Below are 17,608 nucleotides of genomic sequence, written 5' to 3'. Positions count from 1 at the left end.
GAGAGGCCCCTTGATTCATGGTGAGCGTCGACCAGGCAGCAGCGGGGGTAAAGGGGGGTCCGGGCGGATTGCGCCGGGACGTCGGACTGATCGGGCTCATGTGGGCGTCGGTCGGTTCCATCATCGGCTCGGGGTGGCTGTACGGAGCCGAGAAGGCGGTCGTGGCGGCCGGCCCCGCGGCGATTCTGTCGTGGCTGATCGGCGCGGTCGGGATCGTGCTGCTGGCCCTGGTGCACGCGGAACTCGGCGGCATGTTCCCGGTCGCGGGCGGCACGGCACGTTATCCGCACTACGCGTTCGGCGGACTGGCCGGCATGTCCTTCGGCTGGTTCTCCTGGCTCCAGGCGGCGACCGTGGCGCCGATCGAGGTCGAGGCCATGATCGGCTACGCCGGTCACTGGCACTGGGCGCAGGGTTTCCAGCACGCCAAGGACGGGACGCTGACGACCAGCGGGTTCGTCGTCGCCGTGGTCCTCATGGCCGTGTTCGTCGTGATCAACTTCCTCGGGGTGCGGCTCCTGGCGCACACCAACAGCACCGCCACCTGGTGGAAGGTGGCCGTGCCGCTGGCCGCGATCTTCATCATCGCGGCCGGCAACTTCCACCCGGGCAACTTCACCGAGCACGGCTTCGCCCCGTTCGGCGCCCACGGCGTGCTGAGCGCCGTCAGTTCCAGCGGCATCATCTTCGCCCTGCTGGGCTTCGAGCAGGCGATCCAACTGGCGGGCGAGAGCCGCGACCCGGCCCGTGACCTGCCCCGCGCGACAATCGGCTCGGTCGCCATCGGAGCCGGAATCTACGTCCTGCTCCAGATCGTCTTCATCGCCGCCCTGCCGCTGGCCTCCTTCGCGCACGGCTGGGCCAAGCTCGACTACCCCGGTATCAGCGGCCCTTGGGCAGGACTGGCCACCCTGCTGGGGCTCGGCTGGCTGAGCGTGGTGCTGTACCTGGACGCGGTCGTCTCCCCCGGCGGCACCGGCCTGATCTACACCACCGCCACTTCCCGCGTCTCCTACGGCCTGGCCCGCAACGGCTACGCGCCGAAGATCTTCACGCGCACCGACGCGCGCGGCGTGCCGTGGTTCGGCCTGATCGTCTCCTTCGTGACCGGCGTGGTCTGCTTCCTGCCGTTCCCGAGCTGGCAGCAGCTGGTCGGCTTCATCACCTCGGCGAGCGTGCTGATGTACGCGGGTGCCCCGCTGGCGTACGGCGTCTTCGCCGACCGGCTGCCGCACCGCGAACGGCCCTACCGCCTGCCCGGCGGGAACGTCATCTCCCCGCTGTCGTTCGTCGTGGCCAACCTCATCATCTACTGGTCGACCTGGGACACGCTGTGGCGACTGGGCGTGGCCATCGTCCTCGGCTACGTTCTGCTGGGCGGATACGCCTGGTACGCCACCCGCAAGGGCCTGCCCGACGCGCCCCGGCTCGACTGGAGGGCCGCCCAGTGGCTGCCGGTCTACCTGCTGGGCATGGGCGTCATCTCCTGGCAGGGCGGCTTCGGCGGCCAGGGACACATCGGACTGTGGTGGGACATCGTGGTCATCGCGGTGTTCTCCCTGGCGATCTACTACTGGGCCCGGGCGTCGGCGTCCCGCGCGGAGGAGATCGAGCGGGGCATCGGGGAGGTGGCCGTCACCGAGGTGCCCGTCCACTGACACAGTCCACGCGCGGCCGGGGCCTCCATAATGAGCGCATGACCCAAGCCTCCCCGTCTCCCAACTCCGGCGCCCCGCAACGCTTCCCGGTCGTTGTAGTGGGCGCCGGTCCCGCCGGTCTGACCGTCGGCAACATCCTGCGGGCCGCGGCCGTGGACTGCCTGGTGCTGGAGACCGAGACGCGGGAGTTCATAGAACAGCGGCCCCGGGCCGGAGTCATCGAGGAATGGGCCGTGCGGGGCCTGGAGAAGCGGGGCCTCGCCCGGAACCTGCTGGACCGCGCGGAGCTGCACTCCGCGTGCGAGTTCCGCTTCGACGGCGAGCGGTACCGGTTCCCCTACGCCGAGCTGACGGGCAGTCATCACTTCGTCTACCCGCAGCCGTTGCTGGTGACGGACCTGGTGCGCGAGTACGCCGACGTACGCGGCGGGCAGATCCGCTTCGGGGTCCGGGACGTGCGGGTGCACGACATCGACACCGACCGGCCGTCGGTGTCGTACACCTGCCCGGAGACGGGTGAACAGCGCACCGTGCACTGCGACTTCGTGGCCGGCTGCGACGGGGCGCGCGGGGTGACGCGGGCCGTTCTGCCGCCGGAACGGGTGCGTGTCGCGCGGCACGACTACGGCATAGGCTGGCTGGCCCTGCTCGCCGAGGCTCCGCCGTCCGCCGACTGTGTGCTGTTCGGCTGCCACGCCAGGGGGTTCGCCGGGCAGATGCCCCGCAGCCCGGAGGTGACCCGCTACTACCTCCAGTGCCCGCCGGGCGACGACCCGGAGAACTGGCCGCACGAGCGCGTCTGGGCGGAGCTCCAGGAGCGGCTCGGGGCGTCCGGTGTGCCGCCGCTGACCGAGGGGCGGCTGATCGAGAAGCGCGTGCTGGACATGCACGACTACGTGGTCGAGCCGATGGTGTCCGGCCGGCTCTTCCTCGCCGGTGACGCGGCCCATCTGGTCGCGCCCATCGCCGCCAAGGGCATGAACCTCGCGCTGCACGACGCCTTCCTGCTCGGCGACGCCCTGGTGGCCCGGCTGGCCGGCGGGGACGACAGCGGCCTCGGCGGCTACGCGGAGGCGTGCCTGCGGCGGGTGTGGGACTACCAGGAGTTCTCGCAGTGGCTGTCCGAGGTGTACCACGGCACGGCGGCCGGCGACCCGTTCCGGGCGGGCACCACGCTCGCCCGGCTGCGTCGCCTGTTCACCTCGCCGGCGGCGGCCGCGGCCTTCGCCGAGCAGTACCTGGGGACGGCCGCGCGGTACTGATTCAGTCGTGGAGGGGCCGGTCGGTGAGCCGGTGGTCGGCCACGTTCAGCGCCTCGTCCACGAGCCGGCGCAGATGGCCGTCGCGGAGCGAGTAGACCACCCGGCGGCCCTCCTTGCGGGTGTTCACCAGGCCCGCGAGACGCAGTCGCGCAAGGTGCTGGCTGACGGCGGGCCGGGCCGCCGCGCACCTCTCCGTGAGGGTCGTGACGTCGGCCTCTCCCCCGGCCAGCTCGTGCAGCAGGGTCAGCCGCGTGCGGTCGCCGAGCAGGGCGAGGAGTTCGGCGGCGAGCGCGAACTGTTCCTCGCCGGGGCTGCGCGGATGCGCATCGTGCGCAGATGACAGGTGCATGCGTGCGCTCATACGCACATAATGGCTCCACGGGCGTGTGGACGTCCACTCGCGCGCACCGGAAGGAGACCCACGTGAGCGACCGGCACGAGCACTCCCACCCGCACGAGCACCCCCAGCCGCACGGCCACGGACACCGGCACGGCCTGCTGCACCGGTTGACCCACCTCCTCACCCCGCACTCCCATGAGACGGCCGACAAGGTCGACTCCGCGCTGGAGTCGTCGGCCCGCGGGATGCGGGCGCTCTGGGTCTCGCTCGCGGTGCTCGGCGTGACGGCCCTGGCCCAGGCGGTGGTGGTGGCCGCCTCCGGCTCGGTGGCGCTGCTCGGGGACACGGTCCACAACGCGGCGGACGCGCTGACCGCCGTCCCGCTCGGGATCGCCTTCGTTCTCGGCCGGCGCGCGGCCACGCGCCGCTTCACCTACGGCTACGGGCGGGCCGAGGACCTGGCGGGCATGGTGATCGTGCTGACGATCGCCGCGTCGGCGGCCTTCGCGGGCTGGACGGCGATCGACCGCCTCCTCGACCCGCGCCCGGTCCAGCACGTTCCGGCGGTCGCCGTGGCAGCCCTCGTCGGTTTCGCGGGCAACGAGTGGGTGGCCCGCTACCGCATCCGCGTCGGCCGGGCGATCGGCTCGGCCGCGCTGGTCGCCGACGGACTGCACGCCCGCACCGACGGCTTCACCTCACTGGCCGTGCTGCTGGGTGCCGGCGGGTCGGCCCTGGGCTGGCAACTGGCCGACCCGATCGTCGGGCTGGCGATCACGGCGGCGATCGCGCTGGTGCTGCGGGACGCCGCGCGCGAGGTGTTCCGCCGGGTGCTGGACGCGGTCGACCCGGCCCTGGTGGACCGGGCCGAGCGGGCACTGGCCGAGGTCGCCGGGGTGCGCGGCGTCGGTGAGCTGCGGCTGCGCTGGATCGGTCACCGGCTGCGCGCCGAGGTCGCGGTCGTGGTGGACGGCGACGTGACCGTACGCCAGGCCCACCGCATCGCCGTCGACGCCGAGCACGCCCTGCTGCACGCCGTGCCCCGTCTCACCGCGGCACTGGTCCACGCCGACCCGGAACCGGCCCCGGGCGAGGCCGACCCGCACCTGCCGCTGGCCCACCACGCGGCGGCGTAGGGCCTACGCCTCAGGCGACCCCCAGCCCCTCCAGCACCACCGCGCCCGGCAGTTCCGCGAACGCCTTGCCCGGCACCAGCAGCTTGCCGCGCCGCCGGCCGCTGCCGACCAGCACGTACGGCAGGTCGACGACGGCCGCGTCCACCAGCACGGGCCAGCCGCCCGGCAGTCCGAGCGGGGTGATGCCGCCGTACTCCATGCCGGTCTCCCCGGTCGCCGTGTCCATCGCGGCAAAGGATGCCTTGCGGGCGCCGAGTTGGCGGCGTACGACGCCGTTGACGTCGACCCGGGTGGTGGACAGCACCACGCACGCGGCGAGCGTGGTCTCGCCGCCGCGCTTGCCCGCGACCACCACGCAGTTCGCGGACCGCTCCAGCAGGTCGCGGCCATAGTGCTCCACGAAGGTGGCTGTGTCGGCCCACTTCGGCTCGGTGTCGACGTAGAGGATCTGGTCGGCGGGGACGCTGCCGTGCCAGTGGCGTACGGCGTCGGCGACCGGGCCGGTGAGCTCGTCGAGGCGGTCGGGGGCCGGACGGGCGTCGTCGAAGTGTCCGATGGGTGCGCGCATAGCGGCACGCTAACAACACCGGACCGCCCTCGGGGCCGGTCGTCTCAGGTCACGGGCGGAACCGAGACGGCCATCATCATCTCCATCGGCTCCTCGCCGGTGTTGCCGTACGTGTGCGGGAGGTTGGCCTCGAAGGACACGCTCGCACCGGCGGGGACGCGGTGCTCCACGCCGTCGACGGTGAGGGTCAGCTCCCCGGCCGTGACGTGGAGCAGCTCCATGGTGCCGGCGGGGTGCGGGTCGGACGCGCTGCTCTCGCCGGGCATGAGCCGCCAGTCCCACATCTCCAGCGGGCCGGGCGCCTCGGTGCCCGCGAGCAGCCGGTTGTAGCTGCCGGCCTCGGTGTGCCACAGCCGTACGGCCTGCTCGGCGGGGACGATGCGGACCTTGGGGCCCTGCTCGTAGTCGAGGAGGGTGGTGATGCTGACGCCGAGCGCGTCGCCGATCTTGACGACGGTCCCGAGGCTGGGGTTGGTGCGGGCCTGCTCGATCTGGATGAGCATGCCGCGACTGACGCCCGCCCGGGCGGCGAGCACGTCCAGGGTGAAGCCGCGCACCGCGCGCCAGTGCTTGACGTTGCGCGCCAGGGACTGGGTCAGCAGGTCGAGGTCCGACACATTCCGTCCAATATTCTGTATGACATAGTGCAACTGACTGCACTACGGTGTGGTTGACCTGATCGTTCACCGAACTGTACTGCGAGGCATCCGTCCCATGACAGCGCTCTTCGCCCTGGCCACCAGCCTGCTGTGGGGACTGGCCGACTTCGGCGGCGGACTGCTGACCCGGCGCACGCCCGCCCTGACGGTGGTCGTGGTCTCGCAGTCGATCGCGGTGGCCGTGCTGGGCGTGGTCGTGGTGGCGACGGGCGGCTGGAGCGAGGCGGGGCCGCAGCTGTGGTTCGCCGTGGCCGCCGGTCTGGTCGGGCCGGTGGCGATGCTCGCCTTCTACAAGGCGCTCGCGCTGGGCCCGATGGGCGTGGTCTCGCCACTGGGATCGATCGGCGTGGCCGTGCCGGTCGGCGTGGGCCTGGTGCTGGGCGAGCGTCCCGGGGTGCTCCAGTTCGTCGGCATCCTGGTCGCCGTCGCCGGTGTCTGCCTCGCCGGCGGTCCCCAGTTCCGCGGCGCGCCCGTCCAGCGGCAGGCCATCGCCCTGACCCTCCTCGCGGCCTTCGGCTTCGGCGCGGTGATGGCACTGATCGCCGAAGCGTCGACCACGCTGACCGGGCTGTTCCTCGCGCTGTTCGTGCAGCGGGTGACGAATGTCGCCGCCGGCGGACTGGCGCTGTACGTGTCGGTGCGGCGCGGGGCACCCGCCCTCGCGGCGGACGGCTTCCCGTGGCGCTCCCTGCCGGCGCTGGCCTTCGTCGGCCTCGCGGACGTCGCGGCGAACGGCACGTACTCGATCGCCGCGCAGCACGGCCCGGTCACCGTCGCCGCCGTGCTCGCCTCGCTCTACCCGGTGGTGACCGCCGTTGCCGCGCGCGGTGTGCTCCGCGAACGGCTGCGGGCGGTGCAGGCCGCGGGTGCGGGACTGGCCCTGGTGGGGACGGTTCTGCTGGCGTCGGGCTGAGCCGGCCGGAGTCGTTCAGGATCCCGGCTCCAGCTCGGCCAGTCCGGCCGTGGCCTCCTCGTCCAGCTCTGCGAGCCGGGCCGCCGTCTCCTCGTCCAGGTCGGACAGGGCGCGCAACTGCTCGGGCGTGACACCCTCCGGTATCGGCACCGGCGGCGGGGTGCGCAGCGGCGGCTGCCAGCCGTCGGCCGGTGTCCAGCGCCGCACGACACGAGCCGGCGCGCCCGCCACCACGGCGTGGTCGGGCACCGCGCCCCGGACGACCGCGCCCGCGGCCACCACCACGTTCCGCCCGATCCGGGCACCCGGCAGGATCACCGCGCCCGTGCCGATCCAGCAGCCCGGCCCGATCTCCACCGGCTCCATCCGCGGCCACTGCTTGCCGATCGGCTCGTGCGGGTCGTCGTAGGAGTGGTTCGTGGACGTGACGTAGACGTACGGGCCGAAGTAGCAGTCGCTGCCGATGGTGACCGTCGTGTCCGCGATGACGTGGCTGCCGCGCCCCAGGACGACGCCGTCGCCGATGCGCAGGATCGGGTCGGGGCCGAGGTCGAGGTCGGGCATCAGACCCGCGGTGAGGGTGACCTGCTCGCCGATGATGCAGTGGGAGCCCAGGTGGATCCAGGGTTCACCGAAGACCGTGCCGAGCGGGAAGGCGAGTCTGGTACCTGTTCCCATCGCCCCGAATCGGTAGCGCCCGGGGTGTTCGGCGGTCACGGAACCCGTGCGCTGCGCCCAGGCCCAGCCCGCGTGGACGGCGCGCTGCGCGAGGCCGCGCCGCCAGGATGAGAACGTGTTCTTGCGCTTCGGCACGAAGTCACGGTACTCACCGGTAGCTCACCACGCGGCGCTGGAGGCCTGTGATCTTCGCCCCAACGGGTGCCGTACGGTTTGCGCGTTGTCTACGACGTTTTCTGGAGGCGGGCATGGGACAGCGGGCGATGATCACGGGGATCGGCGGCAGGGAGCCGCACGTCGATCCGGAGGCGTTCGTGGCGCCGACGGCTTCGGTGATCGGGAGCGTGACGCTGGGTGCGGGGACGAGTGTCTGGTACGGGGCCGTGCTGCGGGGCGATGTCGAGGCGATCTCGGTCGGTGCGAGCAGCAACGTCCAGGACAACTGCACCCTCCACGCCGACCCGGGCTTTCCCGTGACGGTGGGTGAGCGGGTGTCCATCGGTCACAACGCCGTGGTGCACGGGGCGACCGTCGAGGACGACTGTCTGATCGGGATGGGGGCGACGGTGTTGAACGGGGCGGTGATCGGGGCCGGGTCGCTCGTCGCCGCGCAGGCACTGGTGCCGCAGGGGATGGTCGTGCCGCCCGGGTCGCTGGTGGCGGGGGTGCCCGCGAAGGTCCGGCGGGCGCTGTCGGAGGAGGAGCGGCAGGGGGTCACCCTCAACGGCACGATGTACGCCGAGTTGGCGAAGGCGCATCGTGAGGTGCACGCGTAGGTTGTGCGGCGGGTGCGGGTGTTGTGTGGTTGCTCGCGCAGTTCCCCGCGCCCCCGAAAGCTCTACTCCCCGGCAACAGCAGGTACTGCCTTCTTCGCCCTGCGCTTCAGCACCAGCATCGACGTGAGGCCGACCAGGACCGCCGCCACCAGGCCCAGCCACGAGAAGCGCTTCAGCCAGGACTCGGCGACGATGCCGACGTAGTAGATGACCGCTGTCGTGCCGCCGGCCCAGAGGATGCCGCCGAGGACGTTGGCGATGAGGAACTTCCAGTACGGCATGCGGAGCACACCGGCGAGGGGGCCCGCGAAGATGCGCAGGAGGGCGACGAAGCGGCCGAAGAAGACGGCCCACATGCCCCACTTCTCGAAGGACCGCTCGGCCGTGGCGATATGGCCCTCGCTGAAGTGCTTGGGGAACTTCTTGCCCAGCCAGGCCAGCAGGGGGCGGCCGCCCTTGCGGCCGATGGCGTAGCCGATCGAGTCGCCGATGATCGCGCCGGCCGTGGCGCAGGCGCCGAGGACGACGGGGTCGATGTGGCCGTGCTGGGAGGCGAGCAGAGCCGAGGAGACGAGGATGATCTCGCCCGGCAGCGGGATGCCCAGGCTCTCCAGGCCGATGACCAGTCCCACCAGTGCGTAGACGGCGACCGCGGGTACGGTTTCGAGCCACTCCTGGACGTGCAACGCCGGATCCTTTCCCTGTGCTTCCCTGCGAGCACGGGAAGCCTACCGGGTGACAAGACGTCCCTCGCGGCTCAGGCGTTCCAGTTCCACTCGGCGACCTCGGGCAGGTCGGTGCCGTGCTCACGGATCCAGGCGTGGTGGCGGGTGCGGGCGTCGGCCATGCGCTGGCGTACGGCCGTGGCGCGCACGGCGAGGCTCGGTACGCGGTCGATGACGTCCATGACGAGGCGGTAGCGGTCGAGGTCGTTGCGGACGACCATGTCGAAGGGCGTGGTGGTGGTGCCGGCCTCCTTGTAGCCGCGCACGTGCAGATGCTGGTGGCCGGCGCGGCGGTAGGCCAGGCGGTGGATCAGCCACGGGTAGCCGTGGTAGGCGAAGATCACCGGCTTGTCCGCGGTGAAGAGGCCGTCGTACTCGAAGTCGTTCATGCCGTGCGGGTGTTCCTCCCGGGGCAGCAGCCGGGCGAGGTCGACGACGTTCACCACGCGGACCGACAGGTCGGGCAGGTGCCGGCGCAGCAGGTGCGCGGCGGCCAGGGTCTCCTGGGTGGGGACGTCTCCGGCGCAGGCCAGCACCACGTCGGGTTCGCGGGAGCCGTCCTCGGTGCCGGCCCACTCCCAGATGCCGGCGCCGCGGGCGCAGTGGACCCGGGCCTCGTCCATCGACAGCCAGTCGAAGCAGGGCTGCTTGCCGGCCACGACGACGTTGACGTAGTCGCGGCTGCGCAGGACGTGGTCGGCGACGGACAGCAGGGTGTTGGCGTCCGGCGGGAGGTAGACCCGGACGACCTCGGGGCTCTTGTTGAGGACGTGGTCGACGAAGCCGGGGTCCTGGTGGGAGAAGCCGTTGTGGTCCTGCCGCCAGACGTGGGAGGTCAGCAGGTAGTTGAGGGAGGCGATGGGGGCGCGCCACGGCAGTCGCCGGGAGGTGCGCAGCCACTTGATGTGCTGGTTGACCATCGAGTCGACGATGTGCACGAACGCCTCGTAGCAGGAGAACAGTCCGTGCCGGCCGGTGAGGAGGTAGCCCTCCAGCCAGCCCTGGCAGAGGTGCTCGGAGAGGACCTCCATCACCCGGCCGTGCCGGTCGAGGTCCTCGTCGACGTCGAGGGTCCCGGCCTGCCAGGCCTTGCCGCTGGCGGCATAGACCGCCTGGAGCCGGTTGGAGGCGGTCTCGTCCGGGCCGACCAGGCGGAAGTCACGGCGGTCGGCGGTGTCCCGCATGACCTGGGCCAGGAGGTCGCCGAGGACGCGCGTGGGCTCGTGCAGGGTCGTGCCCGGCTTGTCGACGGGGACGGCGAAGTCGTCCAGGGCCGGGACCGGCAGGTCGCGGACGAGCAGCCCGCCGTTGGCGTACGGGGTGGCGCCGAGCCGCCTGCTTCCCTCGGGGACGCAGGCCAGGACGTCCGCGACCGGCCGGCCCTCGGCGTCGAACAGTTCCTCGGGCCGGTAGGAGCGCAGCCAGGTCTCCAGTTGCCGAAGGTGGTCCGGGTTGTCACGGACACCGGCCAGCGGCACCTGGTGGGAACGCCAGGTCCCCTCGACCGGCTCGCCGTCGACCTCGGCCGGGCCGGTCCAGCCCTTCGGGGTGCGCAGCACGATCACCGGCCAGCGGGGGCGCTCGGTCACGCCCTCCTCGCGGGCGACGCGCTGGGCCTCCGCGATGGTGTCGAGCGCGGTGTCCATCGCCCGGGCCATCGCGCGGTGCACGGCCATCGGGTCGTCGCCGGTGACGTGGATCGGCTCGTGGCCGTAGCCGCGCAGGAGCGCGTCGAGCTCGTCCTGGGGCAGGCGGGACAGCACCGTCGGGTTGGCGATCTTGTAGCCGTTGAGGTGGAGGATCGGCAGGACGGCGCCGTCGTGGACGGGGTCGAGGAACTTGTTGGCGTGCCAGGAGCCGGCCAGCGGGCCGGTTTCCGCCTCGCCGTCGCCGATCACGCAGGCGACCAGCAGGCCGGGGTGGTCGAGGGCGGCGCCGTAGGCGTGGGCGAGGGAGTAGCCGAGTTCGCCGCCCTCGTGGATGGAGCCGGGCACCTCCGGGGCGACGTGGCTGGGCACGCCGCCGGGGAACGAGAACTGCCGCAGCAGCAGCTCCATGCCCCGCGCGTCCCGCGTCACGTCCGGGTACTTCTCGCTGTAGCTGCCCTCCAGCCAGGAGTTGGCGAGCACCGACGGACCGCCGTGGCCCGGGCCCCAGATGCACAGCGCGTCCAGCGCGCGGTTCCTGATCACCCGGTTGAGGTGCGTGTGGACGAGGTTGAGTCCGGGCGAGGTGCCCCAGTGGCCCAGCAGCCGCGGCTTGATGTGCTCGGGCCGCAGCGGCTCGGTCAGCAGGGGGTTCGCCAGCAGATAGATCTGACCGGCCGCCAGGTAGTTGGCGGCCCGCCAGTGGGCGTCCAGCGTGCGCAGTTCCTCGTCGGTCGGTTGCGTGCTGCTGTCCTGGCGCGGGGCCTCGGGCATGAGTGAACTCCCTGGGTTCTGCGACGGCCTCAGGAGGAGTACCAGTCTGTTCCGGTTCGATGCCCGGCGCCTCCCGGCCTGCCTCACCCGCTGTCCGGAACGCGTCGCGCAGGCCGCCCGCCCGTACGCCCGTCCGCAGCCGCGGATCCGGTGACAACGCCCCGATCCCCGGGGTGCGTGGCCCGCCCGACCGGGTGACACGGCGGGTGCCCCGGCGGGAGCGGCCGAAGGCCGGGGCAGTCCTGGGAACGGCCCCGGCCAGGCACGGCACCCCGGAGGCCCGCTCCGGTCGCCCGGAGGCCCGCAGACCCGGTCTACGGGAGCGCGGTGGAGTGGAGCGTCGCCGTCACGGCCGCCGTCACGGGAGCTGTCGCGGAACCCGGTACGTCTGCGCGGGGCGCCCGGTCGAGGACATCGGTGCGGGGCGCGCCCGTGTCGCCGGGGGCCCGGCCCGGTTCGGCCGCGCCGCAGCAGTCCGCCCGGGCGAACCGTGTCTCGTACCGCTCCTGCGGCAGATCCCCGGAGTTGCTCCGCGGCGGCTCGGGCCGATGCCCGGGCGGAGCGCCGTCGTACAACTCCTTCTCCCGGCGGCTCTCCCGAGGGGCGTCCTGGCCTCGCCGCTCCCCCGGGTCCCGCGGATCCCCCGACTCCCCCGACGCGTCGCCTCCGGAAGCAGCCCTCGGTTCCAGCGCCCAGCGCTGCGCCTCGGATCCGTCGCGCCCGGCGACGATCACGTTCCGGCCGGGACCATGGGCGAGAGCCAGCCCCTTGCCGCCGCGCGGCAGGAGTTCGCCGCGCACGGTCAGGTCGTAACGCACCACTCCGGCGTGCACGAGGCAGCCGGCGAGGACGACCGAGCCCTCGACGATGTCGGAGCCGAGACAGAGCGTGGGGTCGGCGGCGCTGCGCAGCATGCCGTCGTCCTGGTACGACCACGTCAGGGGCCCGGCGGCGGAGCACGAGGTCAGCACCATGCGGGCGTCGGCCCGGGACCGGCCGTCCTGGACGCCGAGGCACAGGCCGGCGTCGAGATTGCGCAGCCGCCCGCGGGCCACTACGGCGGGGTGGCCCGCGGACGCGGCCGACGGGAGGCCGGCCGAGGAGGTTCCGGCGGAGTCCGGATCGACGGAGTGTCCGCTGACCGCTCCCCAGGTGGCCTGGGGAGCCACGGCGCCGCCCTCCTCCGTCCAGCCCTTGACGGCGAGCAGCGTCGCGAGCAGCACGAGGGAGGTCACCCCGACCGCGGCGGCCAGCGCCTTGGTGTGTCTTCTCGAAGGCCCGGGCCGGCCGCCCGCCGGCAGGGCATGGGCCCGGAGCCGGTGGCGGCCACCGGCCGGGCCCGCGGACAGGGCGCCCCGGCCCTCGCCCCGGCCCGGCCGTGATTCGAGGTAGCGGCGGGCGCCCCAGCCGAGCACGGTCTCGACGAGCAGGTCCTCCAACCCGCCCTCGAAATGGCTGAGTTGTTCGGCGGCGTGCCGGCAGTAGCGGCAGGCCATCAGATGCCGTTGCACATCCGGCAGCAGGGCCCCGCCGCGGCGCATCGGAACGTCCAGCAGACGGTTGTAGAAGCGGCATTCCTGCGTCGGCGCGAGTTCCCGGTGGGCCCGGACGCAACCCGCCCGGAATTGCTCACGCGCCTGCTCCACCGCGGCCGATGCGGTTCGGACGTCCACTCCCAGCAGACCAGCCGGTACGGATATGGGTTCGGCCTCGACCTCCGTATGCCAGAGCAGGCATTGGGACGCTCCCGGAAGGGTCCGGAATGCGCGCTCGGCGAGCCGCCGCCTTTCGGCTGTCACGGATCGCGCGGCACGCAGCCCGCGGGCGCCGACGGGTTTGCGGAGTTCCGGCAGTACTCCGGAAATGCCGTCGTCGGCGGCCCAATCCCGGACCGTGTCCCGCACGGCCGCGAGCAGCCGGGGGCGCAGGGCGCCGCCGCCCGGCCTGGCGAGTTCCCGGCGGAACGCGGCAGCGGCCGCCATCGACGCCGAATCCTCGGCGGAGGCCAGGCAGATCACGGCGTACTCGTACACCGCCCGCCAGTGCCGGGCAAGCAACAGGGCGGCGGCGCGCGGGCCTTCGCCGGGATCACCGACCCGGGCGAGGAGATTGCGATCGGAATCCGCGGGACCCGCTCCGGGGCGCGGCGGGTACGGCGGGCGTGGGGGGTAGGGGGATTGCACTGAACCATTTCCTTCCAGCCGCAGGACGGCATGCGAATTGCGCGTCCGTCGGAAAGCAGGTGCGTGATTGGTGCATACCTATGCCGCGTCAGCTGCTGACCCGGGTGTGAGGCGGCTCACTTTCGCACATACGACTGACAGGTAACAAGGAGTTCGGATGACTCGTGTTCAAAACGAGGGGAATTCAGATATGTTACCGGCGGTATCCGCACCGGCTTTCGAAAACACCGCCGCGATGAGTCTCAAGTTGTGCGCACGCAAAGGCGGTTGGTCACGGAATCTCCAACTTCAGCATGGGCCGCAAGGAGATGCTTCCGGCCGGACACGCGAGAGCCCCGGCACGCTGCCGGGGCTCCGCACGGGCGACAGTTGGTTCAGCCGTTGGGACGCAGCGTCCAGACCACCGTCATCTCGCCGGTCACCGCACCGTCGGCCCGCTGGATGTCGATGGACACGGGGAACTCGGGGCGCCCGCCCGCGTCCAGTTCCGCGACGACCTCGGCGGCCGGACGGCCGAGGGTCGCGGTCGCGGTGACCGCGCCCATCGCCAGCTTCTTGTAGGAGATCTCGGCGCTGACCGCGAGCGGCACGGCACGCGAGAGCTGGTCCCCGAAGGCGGCGAGCACGATCGCCCCGCTCGCCGACTCGCCGAGCGTGAACATCGCCCCGGCGTGCGGCCCGCCCACATGGTTGTGGAATTCGCCCTGGTCAGGCAGGGACACCACGGCCCGCTCCGGCGTCGTCTCGAGGAACTCGAGGTTGAGGGTCCGGGCCATGGGCACCGTGGCGGCGAGCATCTCGCCGATGGACATCTGGTCTGCGCTCATGGCCGCATGTTACTCACGAGTAGAGACGGCTGGATAGGCCCGTGTGACCACTGCCGCATCGCCCTCGCCCGGGCATCCGCGCCGACCCGTTCCCGGGTTGCTACGTCTCCGTCCACGGGCAGTGACCGAATCGTGTCCGGAGCGCGGCTAGGGTTGCTGCCCATGTGGCCAGGACAGCAGCCGCCCGGGGGCGAGCAGAACCCGCAAGCGAACAACCCGTACCAGCAGCCGGGTTACCAGCAGCCGAATCCGTACCAGCAGCCGGGCTACCCGCAGCAGCCCGGCCCCTACGGTCAGCAGCCGCAGTGGGGTCCCCCCGGGCCGGCCGGCGTGCCGCAGCCCCCGCAGGGCGGTGGCGGCGGCAACCGGACGAAGCTGGTCGCGATCATCGCCGCCACGGCGGTCGTCGTGGCGGCCGGTGTCACGGGCTTCCTGGTGCTGGGCGGCGACAAGGACGACACGGCCGACGGCGGCAAGGGCGCGGGCAAGAAGAACACGGCGCCGGCGAGCCCGTCCGCGGAGCCGAGCGCACCCGCCGCGGGCGACAACCCCCGCGGCGGCGAGGAGGAGAAGCCCACGGTCAAGGGCTGGAAGGTCGTCATCAACCCCAAGTGGGGCACGGCCTTCGACGTCCCGGCGGACTGGGAGGTCGCCTCGCCGACGTCGTCCGTCGGCTTCGAGGACGAGAAGTCCGACGACGCCAAGCCGCTCATCATCATGTCGGCGCCGGCCTTCTACAAGTCCGAGTGGTGCACGAGCGACGACAACAAGGACGGCAGGACCGAGAGCGAGTCCCTGGCCGGGGCCGGCACCAAGGGCGCGGACGGCGCGAAGAACACCGACGAGGTCGCGCTCAACCAGGTGGCCTGGTGGGTGTACGGCGGCTACACGCAGCCGGACAAGAAGAGCGTCAAGACCGAGAAGACGGCCAAGCCCTACACCACCGCCGCCGGCGTGAAGGGCAGCGTCGCCTGGGCGTGGTCGGAGAACACGCCCGACAAGGGCAAGTGCGCGAGCGACGGCAAGGCGGTCACGTTCGGCTTCAAGAACTCGGCGGGCGACTTCGTCGCGTGGAGTTTCTACGGGGCCAAGGGCGTCAAGGGCGAGGTGCCCAAGGAAACCATCATGAAGATCCTCAGCACGGTCCGGCTGCACGGCGAGCCGACCGCGAGCTGACACGGACGCCGAACGGGCCCGCCCCGGCAGGGGGCGGGCCCGGCTCAGCGACCAGGCAGGTGTACTCGGCTCGCCCCGCGACGCCGCACAAACGGTTTGCATGACGGACCCCCGGCGGCGATAGTCGGCCGGTGACCTCGCCCACCACTCCCACCGCCTCCGCCCGGCGCCCCCGCAGGCCCGCCTGGGCGGGGCGCAACTACTCGCTGCTCACCGCCGCCGCGGTCGTCACCAACCTGGGCAGCCAGGGCGCCCTGGTCGCCGCGGCGTTCGCCGTGCTCGAAACGGGCGGCGACGGCGGTGACGTCGGCCTGGTCGCGGCGGCCCGGACGCTCCCCCTGGTGCTGTTCCTGCTGATCGGCGGCGCCGTCGCGGACCGGCTGCCCCGGCACCGCGTCATGGTGGCGGCCAACGCCCTGAACTGCCTCTCCCAGGCCGCCTTCGCCGCACTCGTGCTGACCGGGGACCCCCGGCTGTGGCAGATGATGCTGCTCGCGGGCCTCGGCGGCACCGGCCAGGCCTTCTTCGGCCCGGCCGCCGAGGGCATGCTGATGTCCTCCGTCTCGGGCGAGCAGGCGGGCCGCGCGTTCGCGGTGTTCCGGATGGCGATGCAGGGCGCGGCCCTGGGCGGTGCCGCGGTCGGCGGTGCCATGGTCGCCGTGGTCGGGCCCGGCTGGGTGCTCGCGGCGGACGCGGCCGCCTTCGCCGTCGCCGGGGCACTGCGGGCCTTCCTCGACGTCGGCCACATCCCGCCGCGCGCACCGGGCGGCGGTCTGCTCGCCGATCTGCGGGAGGGCTGGCGGGAGTTCTCCGGCCGGGCGTGGCTGTGGGCCGTCGTCGTCCAGTTCTCGATCGCCAACGCGGTCGTGGCCGCAGCCGACGCTGTCTACGGCCCGCTCGTCGCCCGCGACCACCTGGGCGGCGCGGGCCCCTGGGGCCTCGCCCTGGGCGCGTTCGGGGCGGGCACCGTCGCCGGGGCGGTGCTGATGACCCGCTGGAAACCCCGCCGCCTGCTCCTCGCCGGCACCCTCTGTGTCTTCCCCCTGGCCCTGCCCTCGGCCGCGCTCGCCGTCCCGGTGCCGATCGGCGTCCTCTACGTGGTGATGTTCGTCGCCGGCGCGACGGTCGAGGTGTTCGGCGTGTCCTGGATGACGGCCCTGCATCAGGAGATCCCCGAGGACAAGCTCTCCCGCGTCTCGGCGTACGACTGGTTCGGCTCGGTCGCGCTGGTGCCGCTCGCCACGGCCGCGGCCGGCCCCGCCGAGGAGGCGTTCGGCCGGACGGCCGCGCTGTGGGGCTGCGCCGGCCTGGTCGTCCTGGTCACGGCGGGCGCGCTGTGCGTACCGGACGTACGCAACCTGCGGCGCAGGACCACACCGGTGGCCAAGGGCGGCACGGAGCAGGCGTCAGCCGATACCGAACGCCCCGTCGGGGGGCTCGGGTGACGGCACGGCGTCCTCGTCCCGCACGGCCCGCGCGTCGCCGATGAAGTCCCGCAGGGCGGCGCCGTGTTCGACTCTCGCCGGGAACGCGTCGGCGGCCATGAGCCGGGCCAGGGCCGCGACGTCGACCGGCTCGTGCCCGGCCACGAGCACCGCGTTCCCGAACCGCCGCCCCCGCAGCACCCCCGGCTCGGCGATCAGCACGAGTTCCTCGAAGGCGGTGGCCAGGTTGGCGAGTTGCGACCGCAGGAAGGCGAAGGGCGCGGCGTCGGGCAGGTTCGCGAGATAGAACCCACCGTCCCGCAGCACACGCGCGGCCTCGCGGACGTAGTCGACGGACGTCAGATGCGCCGGCACCCGCGACCCGCCGAACACGTCGGCCACGATGACGTCCGCCGAGTCGGAGGGGCCGTTTTCCAGCCACGCCCGGGCATCCGACGCGTGCAGGGCGACCCGGGCCCCCTCCGGCAACGGCAGGTGCTCGGACACCAGCTCCAGCAGCCCCCGATCGGCCTCGACGACGTCCTGCCGCGCCCCCGGCCGGGTCGCGGCCACGTACCGGGGCATGGTCAGCGCACCTCCGCCGAGATGCAGCACGTCCAACGCGGCCCCCGGCTCCGCCACGACATCCAGCACATGCCCGAGCCGCCGCGCGTACTCGAACTCCAGATGCGTCGGCTCATCCAGGTCCACATACGACTGCGGAGCCCCGTCGACGGTCAGCAACCAGGCCCGTTCCCGATCGACGTCGGGCATCAGCTTGGCAAACCCGTGATCGACGGACCGGGCGACGGGTACAGGCTCGTTCACCCCGTCATTGTGCCTGTGCGACGACGCCCCCGAGG

The 17,608-nt window shown here is 72.5% G+C and carries 16 protein-coding genes; 7 read left to right on the top strand and 9 right to left on the bottom strand.

The genetic code is table 11. The features are described 5' to 3' along the window. Positions 1-17: 17 nt before the first annotated feature. A complete protein-coding gene (locus ACH4G3_RS19090; RefSeq protein WP_397625588.1) occupies positions 18-1,658 on the top strand; it encodes an APC family permease in 1,641 nt (546 codons plus the stop codon). Between the two features lie 38 nt (positions 1,659-1,696). Beyond that, entirely contained in the window at positions 1,697-2,920 is a 1,224-nt protein-coding gene (locus ACH4G3_RS19085; protein WP_397625587.1) for a 4-hydroxybenzoate 3-monooxygenase, read from the top strand. A gap of 1 nt (position 2,921) precedes the next feature. On the opposite strand, the gene ACH4G3_RS19080 is transcribed toward ACH4G3_RS19085, so the two are convergent. Beyond that, entirely contained in the window at positions 2,922-3,281 is a 360-nt protein-coding gene (locus tag ACH4G3_RS19080; protein ID WP_397625586.1) for an ArsR/SmtB family transcription factor, read from the bottom strand. A gap of 62 nt (positions 3,282-3,343) precedes the next feature. On the opposite strand from ACH4G3_RS19080, the gene ACH4G3_RS19075 reads away from it, so the two are divergent. Continuing rightward, positions 3,344-4,396 carry a cation diffusion facilitator family transporter gene (locus ACH4G3_RS19075; protein ID WP_397625585.1) on the top strand — a complete coding sequence of 351 codons (1,053 nt, stop codon included), beginning with the start codon at positions 3,344-3,346 and terminating at the stop codon, positions 4,394-4,396. A gap of 10 nt (positions 4,397-4,406) precedes the next feature. Here ACH4G3_RS19075 and ACH4G3_RS19070 read toward each other — a convergent pair whose 3' ends face one another. Then, positions 4,407-4,964 carry a YbaK/EbsC family protein gene (locus ACH4G3_RS19070; RefSeq protein WP_397625584.1) on the bottom strand — a complete coding sequence of 186 codons (558 nt, stop codon included), beginning with the start codon at positions 4,962-4,964 and terminating at the stop codon, positions 4,407-4,409. A 44-nt stretch (positions 4,965-5,008) separates the two neighbouring features. Next, complete coding sequence (locus tag ACH4G3_RS19065; protein ID WP_397625583.1) at positions 5,009-5,581, bottom strand: cupin domain-containing protein; 573 nt, start codon at positions 5,579-5,581, stop codon at positions 5,009-5,011. A 97-nt stretch (positions 5,582-5,678) separates the two neighbouring features. Here ACH4G3_RS19065 and ACH4G3_RS19060 point away from each other — a divergent pair, with 97 nt between their 5' ends. Beyond that, positions 5,679-6,536: an EamA family transporter gene (locus ACH4G3_RS19060; RefSeq protein ID WP_397625582.1), complete on the top strand. Its 858-nt coding sequence runs from the start codon at positions 5,679-5,681 to the stop codon at positions 6,534-6,536. 15 nt (positions 6,537-6,551) lie between these two features. Here the strand turns inward: ACH4G3_RS19060 and ACH4G3_RS19055 are convergent, their stop codons facing one another. Then, positions 6,552-7,349, bottom strand: coding sequence for an acyltransferase (locus tag ACH4G3_RS19055; RefSeq protein WP_397625581.1), 798 nt, complete (start codon positions 7,347-7,349; stop codon positions 6,552-6,554). Between the two features lie 113 nt (positions 7,350-7,462). On the opposite strand from ACH4G3_RS19055, the gene ACH4G3_RS19050 reads away from it, so the two are divergent. Next, a complete protein-coding gene (locus ACH4G3_RS19050) occupies positions 7,463-7,990 on the top strand; it encodes a gamma carbonic anhydrase family protein (RefSeq protein ID WP_397625580.1) in 528 nt (175 codons plus the stop codon). A 62-nt stretch (positions 7,991-8,052) separates the two neighbouring features. Here the strand turns inward: ACH4G3_RS19050 and ACH4G3_RS19045 are convergent, their stop codons facing one another. The 4 genes from ACH4G3_RS19045 to ACH4G3_RS19030 all read right to left on the bottom strand — a co-directional run bounded on the left by ACH4G3_RS19045 (position 8,053) and on the right by ACH4G3_RS19030 (position 14,145). Further along, the gene (locus ACH4G3_RS19045; RefSeq protein ID WP_397625579.1) at positions 8,053-8,676 is read right to left on the bottom strand and encodes a DedA family protein; all 624 of its coding nucleotides are present in this window, start codon (positions 8,674-8,676) and stop codon (positions 8,053-8,055) included. A gap of 71 nt (positions 8,677-8,747) precedes the next feature. Then, positions 8,748-11,135, bottom strand: a complete 2,388-nt coding sequence (locus ACH4G3_RS19040) for a phosphoketolase family protein (RefSeq protein ID WP_397625578.1) — start codon at positions 11,133-11,135, stop codon at positions 8,748-8,750. Positions 11,136-11,449: 314 nt separating this feature from the next. Beyond that, entirely contained in the window at positions 11,450-13,318 is a 1,869-nt protein-coding gene (locus ACH4G3_RS19035; protein ID WP_397625577.1) for a ricin-type beta-trefoil lectin domain protein, read from the bottom strand. A 374-nt stretch (positions 13,319-13,692) separates the two neighbouring features. Continuing rightward, positions 13,693-14,145, bottom strand: coding sequence for a DUF4442 domain-containing protein (locus ACH4G3_RS19030; protein ID WP_397625576.1), 453 nt, complete (start codon positions 14,143-14,145; stop codon positions 13,693-13,695). Between the two features lie 162 nt (positions 14,146-14,307). On the opposite strand from ACH4G3_RS19030, the gene ACH4G3_RS19025 reads away from it, so the two are divergent. Together ACH4G3_RS19025 and ACH4G3_RS19020 are read left to right on the top strand one after the other, a co-directional pair. Further along, the gene (locus ACH4G3_RS19025; RefSeq protein ID WP_397625575.1) at positions 14,308-15,321 is read left to right on the top strand and encodes a DUF8017 domain-containing protein; all 1,014 of its coding nucleotides are present in this window, start codon (positions 14,308-14,310) and stop codon (positions 15,319-15,321) included. Positions 15,322-15,452: 131 nt separating this feature from the next. Continuing rightward, complete coding sequence (locus tag ACH4G3_RS19020) at positions 15,453-16,766, top strand: MFS transporter (protein ID WP_397625574.1); 1,314 nt, start codon at positions 15,453-15,455, stop codon at positions 16,764-16,766. Here ACH4G3_RS19020 and ACH4G3_RS19015 read toward each other — a convergent pair. After that, complete coding sequence (locus tag ACH4G3_RS19015) at positions 16,728-17,573, bottom strand: spermidine synthase (protein WP_397625573.1); 846 nt, start codon at positions 17,571-17,573, stop codon at positions 16,728-16,730. The genes ACH4G3_RS19020 and ACH4G3_RS19015 overlap by 39 nt on opposite strands. Positions 17,574-17,608 lie beyond the last annotated feature (35 nt).

Origin of the sequence: Streptomyces afghaniensis (assembly GCF_044327915.1) — a bacterium.
GTDB classification, from domain to species: Bacteria; Actinomycetota; Actinomycetes; order Streptomycetales; family Streptomycetaceae; genus Streptomyces; species Streptomyces afghaniensis.
The sequence above is the reverse complement of the archived record's forward strand: the minus strand, read 5'-3'. Positions and strand labels throughout refer to the sequence as shown.